This is a genomic window from Marinobacterium jannaschii DSM 6295 (genome assembly GCF_000620085.1).
GTDB classification, from domain to species: domain Bacteria; phylum Pseudomonadota; class Gammaproteobacteria; order Pseudomonadales; family Balneatricaceae; genus Pontibacterium; species Pontibacterium jannaschii.
The window spans coordinates 63,176-83,810 of sequence record NZ_KK211068.1 but is presented as its reverse complement, the minus strand read 5'-3'; the positions used below and the strand labels follow the sequence as shown (position 1 = coordinate 83,810).

The 20,635-nt window shown below is 55.1% G+C and carries 13 protein-coding genes and 2 CRISPR repeat arrays; of the genes, 4 read left to right on the top strand and 9 right to left on the bottom strand.

Annotation, left to right across the window (positions count from 1 at the left end; all coding sequences use genetic code 11):
- Positions 1 to 9: 9 nt before the first annotated feature.
- A CRISPR array of direct repeats spans positions 10 to 1,957; the repeat unit is 28 nt; unit sequence TTTCTTAGCTGCCTGTGCGGCAGTGAAG.
- A 128-nt stretch (positions 1,958 to 2,085) separates the two neighbouring features.
- Genes cas6f through csy1 form a run of 4 tightly spaced genes read right to left on the bottom strand, consistent with a single transcriptional unit; the run spans position 2,086 to position 5,935 of the window.
- Complete coding sequence (gene cas6f, locus Q354_RS0122080; protein WP_027859511.1) at positions 2,086 to 2,649, bottom strand: type I-F CRISPR-associated endoribonuclease Cas6/Csy4; 564 nt, start codon at positions 2,647 to 2,649, stop codon at positions 2,086 to 2,088.
- Complete coding sequence (gene csy3, locus Q354_RS0122075) at positions 2,649 to 3,686, bottom strand: type I-F CRISPR-associated protein Csy3 (RefSeq protein ID WP_027859510.1); 1,038 nt, start codon at positions 3,684 to 3,686, stop codon at positions 2,649 to 2,651. Before csy3 ends, cas6f begins: the two co-directional genes overlap by 1 nt.
- Positions 3,687 to 3,699: 13 nt before the next feature.
- Complete coding sequence (gene csy2, locus Q354_RS0122070; RefSeq protein ID WP_027859509.1) at positions 3,700 to 4,665, bottom strand: type I-F CRISPR-associated protein Csy2; 966 nt, start codon at positions 4,663 to 4,665, stop codon at positions 3,700 to 3,702.
- Positions 4,658 to 5,935, bottom strand: a complete 1,278-nt coding sequence (gene csy1 / locus Q354_RS26865; protein WP_036231181.1) for a type I-F CRISPR-associated protein Csy1 — start codon at positions 5,933 to 5,935, stop codon at positions 4,658 to 4,660. The genes csy2 and csy1 overlap by 8 nt, the downstream gene beginning before the upstream one ends.
- Before the next feature lie 493 nt (positions 5,936 to 6,428).
- Here csy1 and Q354_RS0122055 point away from each other — a divergent pair, with 493 nt between their 5' ends.
- Entirely contained in the window at positions 6,429 to 6,821 is a 393-nt protein-coding gene (locus Q354_RS0122055; RefSeq protein WP_027859507.1) for a type II toxin-antitoxin system death-on-curing family toxin, read from the top strand.
- Between the two features lie 74 nt (positions 6,822 to 6,895).
- Here Q354_RS0122055 and cas3f read toward each other — a convergent pair whose 3' ends face one another.
- From cas3f to xseA, 4 genes are all read right to left on the bottom strand, one after another.
- Entirely contained in the window at positions 6,896 to 10,252 is a 3,357-nt protein-coding gene (gene cas3f, locus Q354_RS0122050; RefSeq protein ID WP_027859506.1) for a type I-F CRISPR-associated helicase Cas3f, read from the bottom strand.
- Positions 10,249 to 11,226: a type I-F CRISPR-associated endonuclease Cas1f gene (gene cas1f, locus Q354_RS0122045; protein WP_027859505.1), complete on the bottom strand. Its 978-nt coding sequence runs from the start codon at positions 11,224 to 11,226 to the stop codon at positions 10,249 to 10,251. Before cas1f ends, cas3f begins: the two co-directional genes overlap by 4 nt.
- 240 nt (positions 11,227 to 11,466) lie before the next feature.
- Positions 11,467 to 11,915: a CRISPR direct-repeat array (repeat unit 30 nt; unit sequence TTTCTTAGCTGCCTGTACGGCAGTGAACCC).
- 458 nt (positions 11,916 to 12,373) lie between these two features.
- Entirely contained in the window at positions 12,374 to 13,225 is an 852-nt protein-coding gene (locus Q354_RS0122040; RefSeq protein ID WP_051560532.1) for a peptidoglycan DD-metalloendopeptidase family protein, read from the bottom strand.
- A complete protein-coding gene (gene xseA / locus Q354_RS0122035) occupies positions 13,222 to 14,583 on the bottom strand; it encodes an exodeoxyribonuclease VII large subunit (protein WP_036231177.1) in 1,362 nt (453 codons plus the stop codon). The genes Q354_RS0122040 and xseA overlap by 4 nt, the downstream gene beginning before the upstream one ends.
- A 252-nt stretch (positions 14,584 to 14,835) precedes the next feature.
- Here xseA and guaB point away from each other — a divergent pair, with 252 nt between their 5' ends.
- From guaB to tadA, 3 genes are all read left to right on the top strand, one after another.
- Positions 14,836 to 16,305 carry an IMP dehydrogenase gene (guaB, locus tag Q354_RS0122025; RefSeq protein WP_027859502.1) on the top strand — a complete coding sequence of 490 codons (1,470 nt, stop codon included), beginning with the start codon at positions 14,836 to 14,838 and terminating at the stop codon, positions 16,303 to 16,305.
- A 106-nt stretch (positions 16,306 to 16,411) separates the two neighbouring features.
- On the top strand, positions 16,412 to 17,992 hold the full coding sequence (gene guaA / locus Q354_RS0122020; protein ID WP_027859501.1) for a glutamine-hydrolyzing GMP synthase: 1,581 nt from the start codon (positions 16,412 to 16,414) through the stop codon (positions 17,990 to 17,992).
- Between the two features lie 181 nt (positions 17,993 to 18,173).
- On the top strand, positions 18,174 to 18,749 hold the full coding sequence (tadA, locus tag Q354_RS26860) for a tRNA adenosine(34) deaminase TadA (protein ID WP_051560530.1): 576 nt from the start codon (positions 18,174 to 18,176) through the stop codon (positions 18,747 to 18,749).
- 58 nt (positions 18,750 to 18,807) lie between these two features.
- On the opposite strand, the gene mltF is transcribed toward tadA, so the two are convergent.
- Positions 18,808 to 20,292 carry a membrane-bound lytic murein transglycosylase MltF gene (gene mltF, locus Q354_RS26855; protein ID WP_169828928.1) on the bottom strand — a complete coding sequence of 495 codons (1,485 nt, stop codon included), beginning with the start codon at positions 20,290 to 20,292 and terminating at the stop codon, positions 18,808 to 18,810.
- Positions 20,293 to 20,635: the final 343 nt, after the last annotated feature.

Below are 20,635 nucleotides of genomic sequence, written 5' to 3'. Positions count from 1 at the left end.
CACTGTATTTTTCTAAGCTGCCTGTGCGGCAGTGAACTGAAACAGCCAGCTAAAAGCGGTTGGACAGTATTTCTGAGCTGCCTGTGCGGCAGTGAACTAAAGGATGAAAAACGTAATTCAGGGTCGTAATTTCTGAGCTGCCTGTGCGGCAGTGAACACGATGAGTGTCAGAAAAAATACGGGCCTGATTTTCTGAGCTGCCTGTGCGGCAGTGAACACAGGCACAAAAGCATGTATGACTGCCCTTCATTTCTGAGCTGCCTGTGCGGCAGTGAAGTACCTATTGCTGGGTGTTCGCGCTGGCGAGCTTTTCTTAGCTGCCTGTGCGGCAGTGAAGATATGCGGCACGCCCCGGCGGGGAATCTCCTTTTTCTTAGCTGCCTGTGCGGCAGTGAAGGTGGCTACAGTCATTAGGCAAGCGCTGCCGGTTTTCTTAGCTGCCTGTGCGGCAGTGAAGTTCTGTAGGCAATGGGCTGGGCGATTATGCAATTTCTTAGCTGCCTGTGCGGCAGTGAAGGCCTCCAATTGAATGGAATGGAAATAATCGATTTTCTTAGCTGCCTGTGCGGCAGTGAAGTATGCCGCGAAAAGCCGTTTATGACTTCGATTTTTCTTAGCTGCCTGTGCGGCAGTGAAGGCGGTCGATGTTGCGGTGACAGCGGCATTATTTTTCTTAGCTGCCTGTGCGGCAGTGAAGCACAACCGGCGTAAGCAACACGCTGGGGTTCTTTTCTTAGCTGCCTGTGCGGCAGTGAAGTTGACCGACTTTCATCGTTAACCCTCGATAGTTTTCTTAGCTGCCTGTGCGGCAGTGAAGCGAGTATCCAGCGCTGCCACACGGGTTTCATTTTTCTTAGCTGCCTGTGCGGCAGTGAAGCCCTCTTCCACTATGTGGGTAATTGGTACAATTTTCTTAGCTGCCTGTGCGGCAGTGAAGTAAAGCGGCATATCTATGCCATTGATCTTTATTTTCTTAGCTGCCTGTGCGGCAGTGAAGGATATAGCCCGCTGGGTGCGCTGGCGGGTGAATTTCTTAGCTGCCTGTGCGGCAGTGAAGACGTTGCGTTAGCAGGCAAGAGGTTCGGTAGCTTTCTTAGCTGCCTGTGCGGCAGTGAAGGTTGCGGCCCTTTTCATCTGTCTCGATATCCATTTCTTAGCTGCCTGTGCGGCAGTGAAGTGCTACGGCCGTTGTATTGGTGTTCTGGCGGTTTTCTTAGCTGCCTGTGCGGCAGTGAAGCTGATCCGCCGAAAACCGGCCCGGGTATCTGATTTCTTAGCTGCCTGTGCGGCAGTGAAGTCTGATTTTTGCCATCAATCCTGCTTCCTGCATTTCTTAGCTGCCTGTGCGGCAGTGAAGGAGAGCAATCTGGTCTTAGACTCCGGTGTCACTTTCTTAGCTGCCTGTGCGGCAGTGAAGGGGATCAGGGGGCGCATTACGAATATTTCGCATTTCTTAGCTGCCTGTGCGGCAGTGAAGAGCAGATTATCTGACGGTGCTCGCTTCCACCGTTTCTTAGCTGCCTGTGCGGCAGTGAAGACTGTGTCTGCGGGGCTGCCTGCCTGGGCGTGTTTCTTAGCTGCCTGTGCGGCAGTGAAGTATAAGCGCTTTGATAGCTGGAAGCTGGCACTTTTCTTAGCTGCCTGTGCGGCAGTGAAGACTGTGTCTGCGGGGCTGCCTGCCTGGGCGTGTTTCTTAGCTGCCTGTGCGGCAGTGAAGTATAAGCGCTTTGATAGCTGGAAGCTGGCACTTTTCTTAGCTGCCTGTGCGGCAGTGAAGACTGCATTGATTGCGGGATCCAGCATCGCTATTTTCTTAGCTGCCTGTGCGGCAGTGAAGTGCAGATCCACAAACACCCGTTTAGCGCTGTCTTTCTTAGCTGCCTGTGCGGCAGTGAAGTTAGTCAGCTCCTTACATCGACTGCTGAGATGTTTCTTAGCTGCCTGTGCGGCAGTGAAGTAGAAGTGTAGCCGGTTTATTCCTTATTTTTAAAGAGCTTGGCAGTAAATGCCGCGTTTACCCCTTTTTTCGGGGTAAACGCTATGTTGTTGATTTAAAAGGGCTGAAAAATCAGCCCCAAAAAAGGGTTAAAACCAGGGTACGGTGGCTTGCTGGCTTAAACCGTAGCGGTTAAAGGTCCCGTCTTTCGGTTCTGCCGTAGCTTCGCTCTGCTCGATAAATAGCTGGAACTGCTGGCCGCTGCTGGTGCTGCGCAGAGTGGCAAAGGGCAGCTGTGACTTGCGTTCCACACTATCAGGAATCAGTGCTGCGGCTTGCTCATAGCTTTCGCCATGGCGCTTCATACGGCGGCGGCGTAACCGCTCGGCACTGGATTTAAACTGACGGCGGCGCACTGTGCAGTAGCTAGCTGTCTGCGGGATCGGTTCAATCCCGGTGCTGTTGATATGGTCTGCCATACCGCGTAGCCAGCTGTTACCTAACTGATCCAGTGCATCGGCGCTGCCGTGGAGGCGAAGTCGGTCTCCCAGTGAACGCGGATCACGACTGTATCCCGGAAAGCTGAGAGCGACTTCCACCTCTGGCTGGCTAACCAGTGCCCGGTGCAGTTTGCATAGCAGGGCGTTCATCAGCATCGGGGTGCTGAACTCCGGGTCTGGCAGGATGCTGATCTCCAGATAGTGGCTCAGCATCAGTTGGCCTCCCCAAACACTCCGCCGCGAATCAGGATAGCCATCACATAGTGTTGGTTCTCTACGCTTGGTACTTTCTCTTTCAGCAGCCAGTTATCCAGCAGGGAGTAGAAGTCTTCCTTCTGTTTTGGCTGGCGGCAGGCCATACCGCGGGTGGTGACGGAGCCATAGGGTTCGGCAGCGATGGGGCCAAGCCCTTCAGTCGCTTCGGTTTGCGGGTACCAGTCGTCGATAGTGCGGATCGCATTGCCCAGCTTCTGAGAGTGGATACCGGCGATCTCATTGACCTGATATAGGGTGCGGCTTTTATCGCCCCGGCCCCGATCCAGAATCAGCTCCTGTGAAGGAAACACTTCCTGGCCAGCACCCAGCCGCACAAAGGCAGTAATTTCCAGCAGGGTATAGCGCTCGCCATTAAGGCCATTTTCTATCGCTTCAGCCAGGGTGGTCAGATTGTCTTTTGCCGTGTCGTTGGCATCGAAATGACGCAGTGACAGGGTTTGCGCATCGAAGCTCCAGCTTTGTGCGGACGCGCCTTTTTCGAGCTGATTAATCTGTACTTCTACTGCCTCTGCACCGACCCGGTTGCGCCACAGGAAACGGCCATTGGCCAGGTTACAAGCATAACGCCAGGCCAGGGTGGCAAAGCCTTGCTCTTCAGCGTACCCCTTTACCACCTCCTGCAGTCGGGCCTGGTAGGGAGCGCTGTTGCAGGCTGAGGGCGTGCCGGTGCCGCCCAGGATACGCAGGGTAAAGCGTACTTTCAGGGTGTCCGCCTCGGCGGGCAGGGCAGCGGTATCGACGGTTTGCAGGTTGGGGTTGGAGATTTCAGCATCCAGCTTGGCCGGGTCAGCCTTGCTGCCTTTCAGGCGGTTGGAGATAGTGCCGCGCACCGACTTTTCCTGCACTGCAATGGCGGGCCAGACGCTGCTGTCTTTGCGGTCATCCCAGCGACCGGCATACATCAAGGCATCGGATGGATCCAGTTTACGTTCGAATGCCAGTACAGAAGCGGTTTTCAATGGAGTTGTGCTCATGATTTAAGTCCTTTTATGCGTCATTGCCCGCCAGAGGGGCATAATCGTTGTTCAGTCGGTAGCGCTGCTGGTAGAGATTGTTATCCACATACCAGAGCAGTTGACGGGCGGATTGCAGTCGGTGAGGGCTTAGCCACTGTCCCATCGAGTAGAGGCTTTCTACAAAACACACGGGGGTGGTGCTGTCGCGGGTACCGCTTACAGTGCCCGCCGGGTGAAGCTCAGACAGGCCGCCATACCCCACAGGAATCGGGACCAGCCAGCCGGGGGATCGTTGGGAGTACCAACCGATCTGTTCGCTGGCCTTTCCGTTGGCATCGGTCACCTGGTGCGGGCCATATTGATGGTGCAGGCGGTTCATATCCAGCCAGGCATCCAGCAGGTCTGTATCGGGTTGTTCGGCCTGTAGGCTTTGATGATGACTGTGTAGAAGGTCATCGCGCAGTACCAGGGCAAATCCAGGCAGGCAGCGACGGCGCAGGCGGCGAAACGCTTTATCGCCCTCCGGGCCTGCGATATTGATCAGCTCCGGTTGATAGCGTTGCTCGCCGGGCAGCACTGAACCGCCAGCGATCCTCATACCTGCAGCTATCTCAGCCACTTCAGCAACGGTGCGGGCGCGGCTATATTTATCAGGCTCCTGGCAGGCGTCACCCCTGACAGCCAGAATCAGTGTAACTTCAAGGTGGATTCGTCCCTCTTCGACGATGGCGGCCGTCTTGCCATCTTTGCCCACCGGGTTACGGGTTTGGTGGAACTGATGGACAAAGCCCCGGCTGGTTTGTGCCTGGTGTTGGTGACAGACCACCCCAATACCTTCAAACATCAGCCCCAGATGCATGACCTTGCGCTCCAGCGCCTGCATAAAGCCAGTAAAGGCGCTCATTGCCGGAAAACCCCAGGTCAAAGGGCTGGAGATCGCATTGGCGTTTTGGATACGTAGCCGGGGCAGTACCAGCAGATGTTGCGGATCAGTCATGCTGTAGCTCCTCTTCCAGCTCATGCAGGCGTTTTTTCATCCTGCGTGCCCATTCGTTATGTTCCTGGTCGGCGGTGAGGAGGTCTGCATTTTTCAATTGCTGGTTCAGCCATAGGGCGAAGCTGCGACAGACTTCGGTGGTCCATTGCGTGGGCGGCTCCTCATCAAACTCAGCACCGCTATCGAGCCAGCAGCGTTGCCAGTCGAGCAGACGGCAATCCGGGTGATTGCTCCAGCCTGGTGTCAGGCTACGTAGCTCCGCGCTAAACAGAATCAGCTCATCTAGCAGTGTGTCGATCTGTTCATCAATCAGCAGGTGGACTCGCATATTGTCTGCGGCTGTTTTTAGCAAACGCAGCAACTGCTTCAACGCTTGGCGTACATTCTGACGACGGTGATAGCTGCCGATCGCCGAATCGGTGTTGTAAATGGGACGCACGGCCTGGGTGCGCCAGACTGGAGGCAGGGAAGCCAGTTGATAATTGACTCCGCCCCGTTCGCTATTAAGTTGGGATATATTCTGCGGCTTAGTCCCACCTAGCTTACGTACCGCCAGGTTGGGATAGTCGTAGTAAGGCTGGCCTTCCTTTTTATCGCGCCGGGCCTGACGGGCTGCTTTGAACGCATCGCCAAAGCGACACTCATTCAGTTCAGTGAATATTCGATGCGTGAGCGAGGTGGCATGCAGCGGCGCCAGTAGATGGTAATCATCGTTATCGGTCGGGTCTTCACCGACGAGCCAGTACAGCTGCTTGGCGCGACTGTGGCTGGAGGGGGCTGTACCGCCTTCGGTGATACCGGCAAAGGCACTGCACCATGCATCGGCTTGTTCTGGGTTGTCGCTGAGTGCCGCTTTAAAAGCGGCATCACCAGCCTTTGCCAGGCTTAGCAGGCTAGCACCGTCTTGTTCCAGCTTCAGAAATTTATAGACATCTAATGCGGCAGCATTGCCGACAACATCAGGCGCAAAGTTATCATCCAGCAGATGACTGCCGATTAGCGGGTGTTGGTTTAGGTTGTCGGGCTCGACGAAGAGATTAGTGCCACGGGCATCGGGATGCACCGCCTTCAGCGAGTGGGTGACCACCTGCAGCTGGCTGACTCGCCGGGCGGCGTCCTCCAGCCAGTTGGCGTATTGATATTGCTGTTGCAGCTTTTCATAGCGAGGGTCATCCGGTGCCAGCTTTTCCACCTTGCTTTGCAGGCGTTCGGCAATAAAGCCCTGCATCAGCTGGCGAAGTGCTCCGGTTCCCTGTGGAGTATTAGTCATAAGCGCCTCGTAAACGCATTGGTTTCGGTAACATTGCGAATCGCTGTCGGAGCATGCTATCGTGCTCTTGTATCTCGATCAATCCATAGTATTGATATTTTAAAAATTGCACTATGGGGATTGATGGGATGTGTATGCTTCTGCCGTTAAGGCAGCTTAGAAAATAGTGTTGATGTTTTCTTACCTCTTTACTCTGCCGAATAGGCAGTGGGCCGCAGGGAGCTGGCCCTTTCAATCCATTTATGACATTCAATCAGTGTGCAGATAGCTTTAGAGGCCTGTGCTACTATCTTCGTAACTATGCGATTTATAAGGTTGAGGCTATGTCCCAGAGTAAGAGACGTTATGGTGTTGATCTGGTTAAGCGTCCGAAAATCAAGGCGACGCGGTCCCTATCTCTAGAAGGTGAGACTGGGAAACAGATTGTAAAATCTGAAACCAAGCTGGTACTGCGTACTCATAAAAAGACGTTTGCTCGCTTGGCTGATATGTAATGCAGCTAATCCACTTCCCCCCTGAGCGAGTGTTAGAGATTAATTCGAAAATTCTCGAATCTGAGCCAGGGCATTGCGGTCAGCCTGATTACGGTGGTCTTTGCGGGGCGCTAGCTCGTGTGGACAATGCAATATGTTATAGCGGATTAGATGATGTTTTCGAAATTGCAGCCAGCTATGCGCAAGTAATCGCAGTAGGGCATAACCTGTCGGACGCCAACAAACGCACTGGTCTTGCCGTCTGCCTGGAGTATCTATCTCTGAATGATTACGAACTGACCCATGATAATGATCAGTTAGCCGATGCGATGGTTGATCTGGTAAAGGGAGAACTAACAGCCGTCGATTTCGCAGATGTTCTATATTCCCTCTGGGCGGATCAACAAGGTTGATAGGACATAGTTTTCCTTATTTACTGGAGACAGTTGCTACTGCTCGGTAGGAGCGGAAAGTCGCCACTTAGTGACTATTGCCCCTTTGCAAAACCCAGCGCCGGGTGAAAACGCCAGCCTCTGCCATCTACTCCCGGTTTGGGTAAGCTGAGGCGACCATAGATTTTTGCGCAGCGATCAAGCCCCATCTCCATACTCTCGGCCAGCTCGGTCAATGCTTCCATATAGTCTTCGCAGCCCCAGATCGCGATGCCTTTATTGGGTGCCAGCTCGATGCGCTGCAACTTGTTTTCTGCATTCAGATAACAGTTGTCGCCGCGCCTGCCATCTGGCTGATGCACTTCATGCAGCAGGGCATCTTCTTCATCCTCATCCGGCAGTAGCACCAGTTCTACTTCGTCTCCGGTTTGTTTGCGAAATGGTTGTATTGTGGGCAAGTCGCCGCTCAGTTGTGCCAGTGGTTGCAGATACCAGCTGCTGGCACAGAGTGGTATTTCCGGTGGCGTGAGCTTGTCCCGTTGACGCGGTGTTAGTTTTGCCAGTGCTTCCGGACTTAGAGCGTTTTGCTGCGGCGCTGGTTGATACATCAGCTTCCTTAGGCGGTGATGCTCCAGATCTACCAGGCTGCTGTTCGGGTTCAGGCTGTCACCTTCAATAATTCGTGGGCGGGCATCGATGGTTTGCCATTGTTGGTCGGTCAGCAAGCTATCCAGCTGATGACTGATCAGGCGGTTATCTTTATTTTCAAAGCCGGGTTTGCAGTAGGCAGGCTGACCGGAAAACTCCAGTGCTTTCATATTGGTATTCAGCAGCTGGATATTGGTCAGCTCGCAAGGGCCAGGGCGGTGGCGACGGATACGCCCGGCTAACTGGATAATGGATCGCATGGAGGAGGGTTCAACGATCGCCCAGTCATAGTCGTGGTCGCGGCCAACTTCGGTTACAGGGGAGCCCAGTACAATAAAGATCTGATCTTTGGCGCTATAGCTATCCAGCCGCTGGCGAACTTCCGGGTGATCAAACACTGCTTTTTCATCATGGCGTTGTAGTAAGCCATCCAGCATCTTTTCAATGCGCGAGCGCAGCAGTAAAGGGTACTGTGAGTGGTAGGCGCAGAGGTGGATCTGTATGTCGTCAGGGACAGGCAGCTTGAACAGCTCCAAGGCGACATCGAACAGCGGTTCTATATTGGCCATGCGGATCAGCCCGAATGAGACCTGTTTCCCGGAATGTGGATCTTGCTCAGCATGGCCTTGATGCAGGGCTATTGCCTGTTGCTGCAGAAGCTGCGCCAGCTGCTGGCGGATAAGTTTACTTTTGATCTTACCGGGCTCAAACGGAATCAGTTCTCCCCGGCGGCGCACTATGGCAGTAGCCAGTTTTTTCGTTCGCTGTTTTACAAACTGTTGATGGGCGGTGGCGAATGTTTCTGTGGTTGCACAATCATGGTGGGCACTGGCGTTTTCATCGAACCAGGCGCAGCAGATATTGACCTCTGCGCCGGGCTTGTCGCCCCTATTGCGCTGGTATATTTTGCGACCATCCCGGTAGGCGTTGTAGAGTCCTTCGACCAGAGTCGGGGGCAGGGTGGCGGAGGAGAGCAGTACCCGTGAACCCAGCATCGCGGCGAAATGCACCAGCCGGGTCAGGGCCGGGAGGTCTCCGATATCGAAATCGTCTATCTCATCCAGTATCAAATCGGCTGTAAGCAGGCGCAGCATCGGGGCGATCTGCCGCCCGCCTCGGATGCCTTCAGTGGCTGGTACCAGATGGTCGACGGTACAGCTGAGAAGGGGAGCAGCCAGCAGTTTTTTAATCTCCGGATTATGGCTGAGCCGAGATAGCAGCGGGTGCTGCTGAAAGTCACCTTCGTAACAAATATGGCAGCTTTCATCTTCAAGCTCGGCGGCGGATTCCGAGCCTTCTCTCTCCTTTTCCTCCTGCTGGTGCTCAAACAGCTTTCGGCTGGCACTACCGCCAACGCGAATGGCTAGTTCGTCATCGTTGAGATGTAACCGCTTACGCAGGGCTTCGCCGGTTTGTAGGGTGAGCGTGCGTAATCCCAAAGCGATACTGAAACGGGCGCCTTTTTCCGGCGCGGCCAAACCACACATGATGCGGGCGTTAGCCAGTGTCTTACCGCAGCCGGTGGAGGCCATGTTGATGGCAAAGAACCCTTGTTGTTCGCTGGCGTGGCGAAGTGATTCAGCGAGATCAAAGGCTTTGTTCTGCCACTGAAAGGGGGCTTTGCTGCGTTTTCTCAGCCCTTTGTGGTTGGCCAGGCGGGGCAGGTGATCATCCAGTTTGGGCAGGCTATGGGCGACCAGCCCGGCCAGGCGCGCGACACCCAACAGATGGGCATCCAGGGTTTGTTTGAAGCCGCGCTGTCCCGGTTTGGTGTTTGCGCCCAAAGTGCAGGCGCTGTCACCGACAACCCAGTCGCGGTGGCTTTTATCGCTAAGGCTGGAGTAGTTATGGTCTGCCAGCATCAGGCTAAGTCGCGACAGATGGAGCAGGTAACCGTTATCCGGCGTAAGGTGTGGGCTGTTGTGCTGCTTCAGCAGGGCATTAGCGGTGCGACTTACCTGTTTTTGCCAGAGTTTACTGGCTACCGGCAACGGGCCATCAAACTGCCAGTAGGGTTTGGCATCCTGCGGTGGATCATTGGTGTAGTGGGGTTGATTCCAAGCTGCGGTAATCTCGCTGAGTAACCGATTCAGATTACCACTGCTGACACGGGCGTCGGGGTCATTGTTGGGAAACTTCGGTAGTCGGTGGTGGCTGACGATCAGCCAGCCGACTATCTGGGCCAGCGGCGGTAGGTTTTTCAGTGGCGCGGAGCTGGTCTGACCAGGTTGTTCCTGTTCCAGGCGGCCCAGCCATTGCTGCTCATCACCGGGCGTGTCGGCCAATCGCTGCAGCCAGCTCTGATCGTCGCTGTCATTGCCGACAAAGCTTTGTAGCAATCTGAGTGATATCCACTCATGGCGGTAGAGGTTGGGTGGGCTGTGGTGAAAATCTTTCAGCTTGTTCTGGAAGGCAATACAGGCCTTCCCCAGGTCGTGCAGCAAGGCGGCCAGGATGGCGAGGCGTTTGATCAGCTCACCGCTGTGCCAGTCGTTCTCATCTTGCTGGCGCAGCACATTGCGGCGGGTGCTATTGGTGGGGACGGCACCCTGGCTGTTAAAGCGTGATGCATCGCCGATAATCCATATCAGTTCGCTGTGATTTCGTCCCCGTATCCAGTGGCAGGCGACCGCGGTGTTTTTACGTGCGGTTTTTCGTAGCAATGCGTGCAGGGTATTCAGGCCTGCCTGGGTAATTGGTGTTTGCCAGCTCCGGTCGCCACGGCGTTCGGCGAACTGATCCAGAATGCGGCGGGTTTCTTTCAGCGCATTCTTTTGGCACTGGGCGATCAACAGGATATTCATAACGCGTCGCTGCCTTCGGCGAGGGCAACTTGTTGAAGGGTGTCGATCATAAAGTCGAGGGCTTCGCTCTGGGTCAGCTGTTCGATGCAGGCTTGGCGAAAGGTTTGCTCATCATCACCACGCATGGCGGAGATAAAGGCTTGCGGCAGTATAGTGGCGTCTTTCACCAGGTCGGCAGTATCAAAAACCAGACCGCCACGGCGTGTTTTGCCGTGCAGTACTGCCAATCCATGAGGCAGACCCAGTACCCAGCAGGCGGTGGCTCCCAGGCCGTAAGCCAGATAGTTACCATGATCGAGAAAGCGGTTGGCTGGATCTGTACCCTTACCACGTTTGGCGCGGGTAAAGTCCTCGTAACCGACGGTGCGGGCGGCCAGTGCGAACAGCGATTTGGTTAAGCGGGCTTCGCCGGTGAGCAGCTCGGTGCTATTGCCAGATTGTTCAATACTATGACGGTGTTTTGTTAGCAAGGCTTGCAACTGATCGGCTGCTGGCATGAAGCCCGCATCCTTCAGGCTGCGATTATCCAGCCAGCGGTGGGCGATACGATCCAGCCGAGCCTGCTGCATCCGTTTGGCGGTATTGAGGCGCCGCTCATCATCAAACCAGAAACGCACCCAATGTTGCAGGTACTCGGTGGGGCGATATTCACTTTGCGGCGCAAACCAGGCCGCTTCCACATCCATTTCATTGGCGCTGAACAAGGGGGTGCCGCCACCGCCACAGAATCCGACCAATACCCCGGCCTTCGCCAGCTCCCGCATCGCAGCCTGTGTCACCGAAGTACCCGTGCCCAGCAGGATACAAGTGGTGTTGGCGATGGGGATATTCCAGTAGCGCGAGCGGCTTGCCTCGTCGGTGACGTATTCCACTCGACCACCGTTCACCAGTACCCGGCAATGCTGCAGGTAGTAGAGATTCGCCCTTTTGGAGTGGAGAATGGTTTTCAGGTCAGACGGGGAGAAGTCATCCATAGTACAAGTCCTTTGTTTGGATGGCATTAAACAGAGCTTCCTTAGCCGCCAGTATGCCGGGCTTGAGATAAAAACGCAGCCTGATTCTTTGGATTTATTGTTTGAATGACGACTGTATGTGGACGTAGTGAAATCCAGGAAAGGGGCCAGCCTATGGCTGGCTCCTGTCCTTATATCTCAATACCACTCTGCCTGTACGGCAGTGAACCTGGGGTGTTACCGATGCTGATGCGGCTGGTTTTTCTTAGTTGCCTGTACGGCAGTGAACCCCCTGATCGTCGGCACCGCTGCCTTGCTCATTTCTTAGCTGCCTGTACGGCAGTGAACAATCTCGACGAATTCTGCCCAACTGCTGAGCATTTCTTAGCTGCCTGTACGGCAGTGAACCCTCCGGAAGTTTGAAACCAGCATTGATTATTTTTCTTAGCTGCCTGTACGGCAGTGAACCCCGACAAACCCGCCACAAGGCACCGGATAAATTTCTTAGCTGCCTGTACGGCAGTGAACCCTCAAACCGTGGTCTGGCAGTCAGGCCAGCATTTCTTAGCTGCCTGTACGGCAGTGAACTCGACTATCGCGAGCTGCGGGCCTGCGACTATTTTCTTAGCTGCCTGTACGGCAGTGAACCATCAAGATAATCGCGCCTTTGGGTGCCCAATTTTCTTAGCTGCCTGTACGGCAGTGAACTAGAGAACTTAAAGCGTTTTCTCTGGTTTTTAAAGAGCTTACGGCGGAATCGGTCATTTTCCCCTTTTTTTGGGGTGGGCGCTAACTGATTGATTTATATAGGTTGAATCCTTCCCTGAAAAAAGGGTTGGAAGCTTTGCTAAGAAACACGGATATGGGCAATCTCTTCGTGGGGTTACTGCCTGGCTCTGGCAGGCGTGCCGGACGTTTTAATTGCTTTTAAGACTTTGCTGATTGGTTTTGACTTATTCGTGGCATCTGATGTTCGTGGCATCTGAGGGGCTTTCGCACATGACACGGATCGGTTAGGTATGCCGTCGTGCAGCCGGATGCGGTGGCGATAGTGGTGGGATATTGTGAGATTCGGGTTCGGGCCAGGGTTGGGTTGAGCCGCGTCTTCGATGCCTTGATTTGGCAATCATTGTGAGCGGCGCATCCCAACCTGTGTTGTGACTGGAAATTATTTTCCTTCTACAAAAAGCAGCGGGTTGACCCGGGTGTTATTCAGACTCACCGTCCAGTGCAGGTGCGGACCGGTGACACGTCCTGTCTTACCAATAGCACCGATTGAATCGCCGGTTTTTAGCTGATCACCCATCTTTACGTCTATACGGCTCATATGACAGTAGAGGGTGGTGAGGCCATTGCCATGATCGAGGATCACCGTGTTGCCGTTAAAGAAGTAATTGCCAACCGCGACCACCTTGCCCGCAGCAGGAGCGGTAATGGGGGCGCCCTGGGGGGCGGCGATATCCAGGCCGCTGTGTGGGTTACGTGGCTGCTTATTAAAGAAACGTTTCAGGCCAAACGGGCTGCTGAAAGGGCCTTTGGCCGGTAGTTCAAAACGGGTGACTGGCTCTTCTGGGTTGCTCCAGTGCTTGAAGGCGGCAACCATCTCGGCCTTTTCCTTGCGCCAGCGGGCGATATCCTTGGGATCAGGATTGACATGGCGCTTGTTTTTTACCGTCAGGTACTGGGCCTTGTATTCTTTCCCGTCAATATCGAAGTAGTAGGAGGTGGCGTTGGCGCGCAGGTGTTGTTTTTTCTTCGGATTGGCTTTCAGGGGGATGCCTGCCACGGCGATCCAGTGGGCCTGATCTTGCAGTGAGGTGCCCTGGCTGCTGATCACCATCACCCGGTTGCTTTTGTACCAGGCACTGGGTTTTTTGTCGGCAGCCAGGCCTGCGAGTGGAATCAGGGCGATACCGCCGGGGACCCGTGATTCTTCAGGCAGTCGCTGCGCCTGCAGCGGCAGGCTGAGCGCGGCGAGCATCAGGGCAATAGCAGCGATCAGCGGGCGTATAGCGCTCATATAAATTCCTCGGTGATACTGTCGACGGTGCATTGCAGGCGACCACGATGTAGCCGGGCTTCGATTTTCTGTCCCGGAGTAGCCTTTGCTGCATCCTGCAGAACCCGGCCTTTGTCATCCTGAACAATGGCGTAGCCGCGTTCCAGGGTAGCCAGCGGGCTGACCGTATGGAGCTGGCCTGCCAGGTGCTGAAACCTTAACCGGGTATTGTGTAGTTTCTGCTGCATCAGCTGGTCCAGCTGGTGTTGCAGTTGCTGAAGTTGTTGCTGATACTGCCGGAGTCGGCGTTCCGGCCGCTGCTGATCCAGTCGGGCGCTGAGGTATTCCAGCCGGGTATGATCGCGCTGGATGCGCTGCTGCAGGGCCTTGTGCAGCCGCAACTCCAGTTCGTCCAGGCGCTGGCTCTGTTGGCGCAGGCGTTCTCCGGGATGGCGCAGACGATTGCGCAGGGCGCTCACCCGCTCCTGATCACGGCGCAGGCGCTGACTCAGCTGCTGCTGCAGCCTTAACTTAAGCTGATTCAGGCGCAGCTTCAGGTTGTGCTGATCGGGGCTGAGTAACTCTGCCGCCGCCGATGGCGTCGCCGCGCGGTGATCGGCAACAAAGTCACTGATCACTACATCGACCTCGTGCCCGACCGCACTGACGATTGGAATCTCTGAGGCAAATATAGCCCGTGCCACAACCTCTTCGTTAAATGGCCAGAGGTCTTCCAGCGAGCCGCCGCCCCGGCCGACGATCAGTACGTCACAGGCCCTATGCTTGTTAGCGATCTCAATGGCGCGGCGGATCTGGCCGGCGGCCTCATTGCCCTGCACTGCCACCGGGTAGAGGGTGACCGGCATACCGGGGAAACGTCGTTTTAATACGGTCAGAATATCGTGTATCGCGGCACCGGTGGGAGAGGTGATAACACCGATATGGTGCGGGTGTTCCGGCAGTGGCTGCTTGAAATCGGCGGAGAACAGGCCTTCATGCTGCAGCCGGGTTTTCAGCTGCTCGAACGCCTGTTGCAGGGTGCCGGTACCACTCTCTTCGAGAAATTCACCGATCAGCTGGTAGTCACCACGGCCCTCATAGAGACTGACTTTGGCCCGCAGTATCACCCGGTCGCCGTTTTTGGGCTGGTATTTCAGGTACTGGTTGCGGTTGCGGAACATGGCACAGCGTACCTGAGCCTGTTCATCCTTGAGGGTGAAGTACCAGTGGCCGGAGCTGGGGCGGACAAAGTTGGAGATCTCGCCCTCGACATTGATCAGCAGGAAGGAGCTTTCCAGCAAACCCCGCACCTGGCGATTCAGTTCACTGACACTGATGGCGCGGACTGAGCGCGCTGGTTCTGAGGTTTGATAGTGCATGGGCAGCATCATACCTCAGCTGGAAGACGGTCTGAACCGCTGTCGTCGGGATCCGTTCAGCTGTACGGTTCCGGTCTGCTCGATGAAAGGTCCGGTATCTGCGGAGGCCGCTGAAGTTCCGGGACTGAGATAAGTGGCGGCGGGTTGTCTATATGAATAATTTAGCGCTTAATCGATTTGAGCGGAAAGTCTAATAGCTGTATAATTTCGCGTTTATCTTTTCACCACTATAGATATACAGGCTGGTCAAGAATGTTGCGAATTGCTGAGGATGCACTCACCTTTGACGATGTGTTGCTGGTACCGGGTTACTCCGAGGTATTGCCGAAGGATGTTTCCCTGAAAACACGCCTGACCAAAGGCATCGAACTGAACATTCCACTGGTATCTGCTGCAATGGATACGGTGACCGAGTCCCGTCTGGCTATCGCGATGGCACAGGAAGGTGGTATTGGTATTATCCACAAAAACCTGACCATCGAAGAGCAGGCGGCAGAAGTTCGTCGCGTGAAGAAGTACGAAGCAGGTGTGGTTAACGACCCTGTTACCTGTACTTCTGATATGACTGTTGGTGAATTGCGTCAGCTGGCTGACCGCATGGGCTTCTCCGGTTTCCCAGTGGTGGATAACGGTGAACTGGTTGGTATCGTTACCAGCCGTGATATGCGTTTTGAAAATTACCTGGATGCAACTGTGGCATCCATCATGACTCCAAAAGCCAATCTGGTAACGGTTCAGGAAGGTGTGGATAAAGATAAAGTCCGCAACCTGCTGCGTAAGCACCGTATCGAGAAGATTCTGGTTGTCGATGAAAAAGAAAACCTGCGCGGCATGATGACTGTTAAAGACATGTACAAGGCGCAGGCTTTCCCGCTGGCAGCAAAGGATGATCAGGGTCGCCTGATCGTCGGTGCTGCAGTCGGTACAGGTCCTGAAACCCCTGACCGCGTAACCGCGCTGGTTGATGCCGGTGTTGACGTTATCATCGTTGATACAGCGCATGGCCACTCCAAAGGTGTAATCGACCGCGTGGCCTGGGTGAAGCAGACTTATCCTCAGGTACAGGTGATCGGTGGCAACATCGCTACGGCTGAAGCCGCAATCGCGCTGGCCGATGCCGGTGCTGATGGTGTGAAGGTTGGTATTGGCCCGGGTTCTATCTGTACGACCCGTATCGTTGCCGGTATCGGTGTACCTCAGATCAGTGCAGTGGCGAACGTTTCTGCGGCGCTGAAAGAGCGCGGCGTACCTTGCATCGCCGACGGTGGTATCCGCTTCTCCGGCGATGTGGCGAAAGCGGTCGCTGCAGGTGCATCTGCGGTGATGGTTGGCTCTATGCTGGCCGGTACTGATGAAGCGCCAGGTGAAGTGGAGTTGTTCCAGGGCCGTGCGTTTAAGTCCTACCGTGGTATGGGTTCTCTAGGCGCCATGGCGCAGAGCACCGGTTCTTCCGACCGTTACTTCCAGGATGCCTCTAAGGGCGTTGAGAAGCTGGTACCGGAAGGCATCGAGGGTCGCGTGCCTTGTAAGGGCCCGATGGCCGGCGTCGTTCACCAGCTGGTGGGTGGTCTGCGTGCTTCTATGGGTTACACCGGTAGTGGCGATATTGAAACCATGCGCACAGTGCCTCAGTTCGTACGGATCACCAATGCGGGTATGGCTGAAAGTCATGTTCACGATGTGAGCATCACTAAAGAAGCGCCAAACTATCGCGTTGGTTAATTAACTAATCCCCGAAGAGTGGGGCGGTGTCTGACCGCCCCCTTTTTTTTTTGCATCCGCGTATGGGATCCACCCATACAGTGCAAGCGGTGGAGATACTGAGAAGATGACACAAGATATTCATGCTCACAAAATCCTGATTCTGGATTTCGGTTCCCAGTACACTCAGCTGATCGCGCGTCGTATTCGCGAGATCGGTGTGTTCTGTGAGATCTACCCATGGGATATGGCGGATGAAGATATCCGTGAATTTGCCCCTAAGGGTGTGATCCTGGCCGGTGGTCCTGAGTCGGTAACTGAAGGCGACTCTCCGCGAGCGCCTGAGCTGGTTTTTGAGCTGGGTGTACCTGTACTGGGTATCTGCTACGGCATGCAGACCATGGCCGCCCAGATGGGTGGCAAGGTTGAGACATCCGATAAGCGTGAGTTTGGCTACGCCAAGGTCCGTCTGGGCGATCATCCGAGCCGTCTGCTGGAAGGTATCGAGGATCACGTTTCCAACAACGGTTCTCTGTTGCTGGACGTATGGATGAGCCACGGTGACAAGGTCACTGCTCTGCCGGAAGGCTTCGGTGTGATCGCGTCCACCGACTCGGCTCCGATCGCGGCGATGTGTGATCCTAAGAAAGGCTTCTACGGCGTACAGTTCCACCCTGAGGTGACGCACACCAAGCAGGGCGGCCGTATGCTGGAGCGCTTTGTCAGTGAAATCTGTGGTGCCGAGAAACTCTGGACTTCAGCAAATATCATCGCGGATCAGATCGAGAAAGTACGCGCACAGGTCGGTAACCAGAAGGTACTGCTGGGTCTGTCCGGCGGCGTAGACTCCTCCGTTGTCGCTGCCCTGCTGCACAAGGCGATCGGCGATCAGCTGACCTGCGTATTTGTAGACAACGGTCTGCTGCGTAAACATGAAGGCGATCAGGTAATGGACATGTTCGCTAAGAACATGGGCGTTAAAGTGATCCGCTCTGAGTCTGAAGACCTGTTCCTGGGGCGTCTGGCCGGTGAGGCTGATCCTGAAGCCAAGCGTAAGATCATCGGTAACACTTTTATTGAAGTGTTTGATGAAGAAGCTGCCAAGCTGACCGATGTTCACTTCCTGGCACAGGGCACTATCTACCCTGACGTAATCGAGTCCGCTGCAGCTAAGACCGGTAAGGCACACGTCATCAAGTCCCACCACAATGTGGGTGGACTGCCGGAAGACATGAAGATGGAGCTGGTTGAACCGCTGCGTGAGCTGTTCAAGGACGAAGTGCGCAAGCTGGGGCTGGAGCTGGGGCTGCCTTACGACATGGTATATCGTCACCCGTTCCCGGGGCCGGGTCTGGGTGTGCGTATTCTGGGCGAAGTTAAGAAAGAATATGCCGATATCCTGCGTGAAGCGGATGCAATCTTCATCGAAGAGCTGCATAAGGCTGATTGGTACCATAAGACCAGCCAGGCATTCGTAGTCTTCCTGCCAGTAAAATCCGTCGGTGTTGTTGGTGACGGTCGTCGCTACGAGTACGTGGTGTCACTGCGTGCGGTTGAGACTATCGACTTTATGACAGCCCGCTGGGCGCATCTGCCGTATGAACTGCTGGAAACTGTTTCCGGCCGTATCATCAACGAGATCCCGCATATCTCTCGCGTGGCTTATGATGTCAGCTCCAAGCCGCCTGCTACTATCGAGTGGGAATAAGGCCGGATACTGCTGTGTGGCCGCTGGTTTAGGGCCATAAGCTACCAGTACTGAGAAAACCCGCATGGCGAAGGCTGTGCGGGTTTTTTGTTGTCCGCAGCCCGAGTCCGTACCGGGCTTTTTCAAACCGGGCATCTTGGTGGATAATAGGCATTTACTCTGCCGATTCCGATGGACAGTTATGGCCGAACAGATACCCGACACCGAAGAGCAACCTGATGACACCGAGCTGCGCTGGATGAAGCATGCCTTGCAGCTGGCAGAGCGAGCGGCAGATCTGGGAGAGGTGCCGGTGGGGGCTGTGATCGTCCTCAACGATAAGGTGATCGGTGAAGGCTGGAACCATCCGATCAGCGGTCATGACCCAACAGCGCACGCTGAGATTATGGCGCTGAGGGCGGCTGCGCAGGCGGTTGAGAACTACCGCCTGGTGGATGCCGAGCTCTATGTCACTATTGAGCCCTGTACCATGTGTGCCGGCGCCATCGTTCATGCCCGTATAAGGCGGGTCGTGTTCGGGGCGACGGAGCCTAAGGCGGGGGCGGTTATCAGTAATGGCAAAGTGTTCGGCCAGCCCTGGATGAATCATCTGGTGGACTACCGGGGAGGGGTGATGGCCGAGCAGTGCAGTGAACGAATCAGTGCCTTTTTCCGTCAGCGCCGGGCGCAGAAAAAGGCGCAAAAGCGGGCCGAGCAGGCTGCAGGCGAAGTGCCGGAAACAGGGCGCTGTTGTTCTGGTAAGGAAGAGGCGGGTTGATCGAAGGCTAGGGCTAAGGGCTTCGGGCTCAGGTGTTCAGGGCGGGCATCCTGTATGTTCAGAGTACGGGCGGAAAGTCTTCCGTCTGCTCATCAGGAGTGTCTGGCTGAAGTGCCTCCGCTTCGATCAGCTGTTCCAGTTCCCGCTGCTTTTTGATCTGATTGACCTGCAGTTCCCAGCGCAGCAGGGCAATATACTTGCGAATGTTGCGTACATAGGCCACCGGCTCGTAGCCCCGGGCATAACCGCGTTTAACGGTCTTGTAGTATTTCGGTTTGGTTAGCAGTGGCAGGAATTTCTTTACGGTTTCCCAGCGGTCCGGATTCTCGCCGGCCCGGGAGGCCAGGATGCGGGCATCTTCCAGATGGCCAAAGCCGACGTTGTAACCAGCCAGCGCCATCCAGAAGCGGTCTTTACCGGTAATCCGCTTTGGGATCTTGCTCATGACCTTGATCAGGTAGTGGGCGCCGCCCATGATGCTCTGGCGCGGATCGGTCCGGTCTTTAACCCCCATCTCTTTTGCGGTCGCCCGGGTCAGCATCATCACGCCGCGAACGCCGGTGGGTGATACGGCTTTCGGATTCCAGTGACTTTCCTGATAGGCGATCGCGGCAAGCAGTTTCCAGTCTATATCGGTTTCCTGCTCTGCCATATGAAAGTACTGCTCCAGTTTCGGCAGTCGCTTTTTCATATCCTTTTTGAAAGTGACAGTGTCAAAGTAGTCCAGCTGGTTCCGGCGGGCGAAGTACTTCTCTTTCAGATTCTTAATCAGCGTCTGGGTTTCCGTGCGCAGGAAAAAGCGGACCAGGGCGCGTTTCAGTGACTCATCCGGATGCGGAGGGAGCATCCATGCCAGGGGTTGCGATTCATCCAGCGTGAAGCCGCTGTTAAGGCCCGGGAAGAAGCTTTTCTGGGCATTGAAGGAGACTTCATCCAATACCGTCAGGTCAAGCTTGCGTTGGTGCACGGCTTCCATCAGTTCAACCGTGGCTTCTTCTTCGCTGCTCTGCCAGCTCAGCTCAGGATATTGATCCTGAAGTCGTCGCAGAGATTCCTCGTAGCTGCTGTTGGCGACGATGCGCACCTCCCGGCCAATCATGTCCTGCACCGAGCGCGGAGGCTCCTTACCTCGGGTAATCCGGTATACCACGGTGGAAGCGCTATACATATAGGGCGGGGCAAAGTCGAATCTGCGCAGGCGATCGGCCGTGACGGTCAGCATCGCGGCGGCAAGGTGCGCGTCACGACGTTGTATGGTTTCCATAACGTCGCCGACATTGCTGGCGATCTCAAATTTGGCCTCGACGCCAAGGTGGTCGGCGAATGCCTGTACCAGCTCGTACTCAAAGCCGGCCGGTTTGTCGCGCTCGATAAAATAAGTGCTGTGGGTGTTGGTGGTGACGACGCGAAGCGTACCGCTCTCGCGGATAACCTGAAGCTGGGTTTTACTGTTATAGCTGAGAATAGCGGGGATACAGAGCAGTGCCACCATGGCCAGCAGGTGGAAAAGATCCTTTTTCTTACGCAGGTCAAACAGCTTCATGCTATGCCGGCAAATACTTAGCCGAACAGGCGTGCTGGTGAGAAGGTGGTCTGTATCATTCGCTTCAATATCCTCTGTCTGCATCAGCAGTCTGTCACTGCCTGATTTCGGTGTCTGCGTCCGGTGGCTGAGTTGGTTTAACAGTGCTGTGCGTTAACGGCAAGACATTCTTTCATTTTTGTCATCGAGATGCACCTGTCTCTGCCTGCGGGCATCTTTCGGGTCGCTTTGTTACAGAATTGAGATGGCTCTTTTCTGGCCTAAAACCGCCTGTTTCGGGTAGAATTCAGCCTTTGTTATCTCATGTAACCACTGTCCCCTGAGGCAGTCATCCAAGAGGCTT

Bases quoted from the DNA above. Each gene is read 5' to 3' on its own strand.
- cas6f (WP_027859511.1), bottom strand. From the start codon at position 2,649: ATGCTGAGCCACTATCTGGAGATCAGCATCCTGCCAGACCCGGAGTTC.
- csy3 (WP_027859510.1), bottom strand. From the start codon at position 3,686: ATGAGCACAACTCCATTGAAAACCGCTTCTGTACTGGCATTCGAACGT.
- csy2 (WP_027859509.1), bottom strand. From the start codon at position 4,665: ATGACTGATCCGCAACATCTGCTGGTACTGCCCCGGCTACGTATCCAA.
- csy1 (WP_036231181.1), bottom strand. From the start codon at position 5,935: ATGACTAATACTCCACAGGGAACCGGAGCACTTCGCCAGCTGATGCAG.
- Q354_RS0122055 (WP_027859507.1), top strand. From the start codon at position 6,429: ATGCAGCTAATCCACTTCCCCCCTGAGCGAGTGTTAGAGATTAATTCG.
- cas3f (WP_027859506.1), bottom strand. From the start codon at position 10,252: ATGAATATCCTGTTGATCGCCCAGTGCCAAAAGAATGCGCTGAAAGAA.
- cas1f (WP_027859505.1), bottom strand. From the start codon at position 11,226: ATGGATGACTTCTCCCCGTCTGACCTGAAAACCATTCTCCACTCCAAA.
- Q354_RS0122040 (WP_051560532.1), bottom strand. From the start codon at position 13,225: ATGAGCGCTATACGCCCGCTGATCGCTGCTATTGCCCTGATGCTCGCC.
- xseA (WP_036231177.1), bottom strand. From the start codon at position 14,583: ATGCACTATCAAACCTCAGAACCAGCGCGCTCAGTCCGCGCCATCAGT.
- guaB (WP_027859502.1), top strand. From the start codon at position 14,836: ATGTTGCGAATTGCTGAGGATGCACTCACCTTTGACGATGTGTTGCTG.
- guaA (WP_027859501.1), top strand. From the start codon at position 16,412: ATGACACAAGATATTCATGCTCACAAAATCCTGATTCTGGATTTCGGT.
- tadA (WP_051560530.1), top strand. From the start codon at position 18,174: ATGGCCGAACAGATACCCGACACCGAAGAGCAACCTGATGACACCGAG.
- mltF (WP_169828928.1), bottom strand. From the start codon at position 20,292: ATGAAGCTGTTTGACCTGCGTAAGAAAAAGGATCTTTTCCACCTGCTG.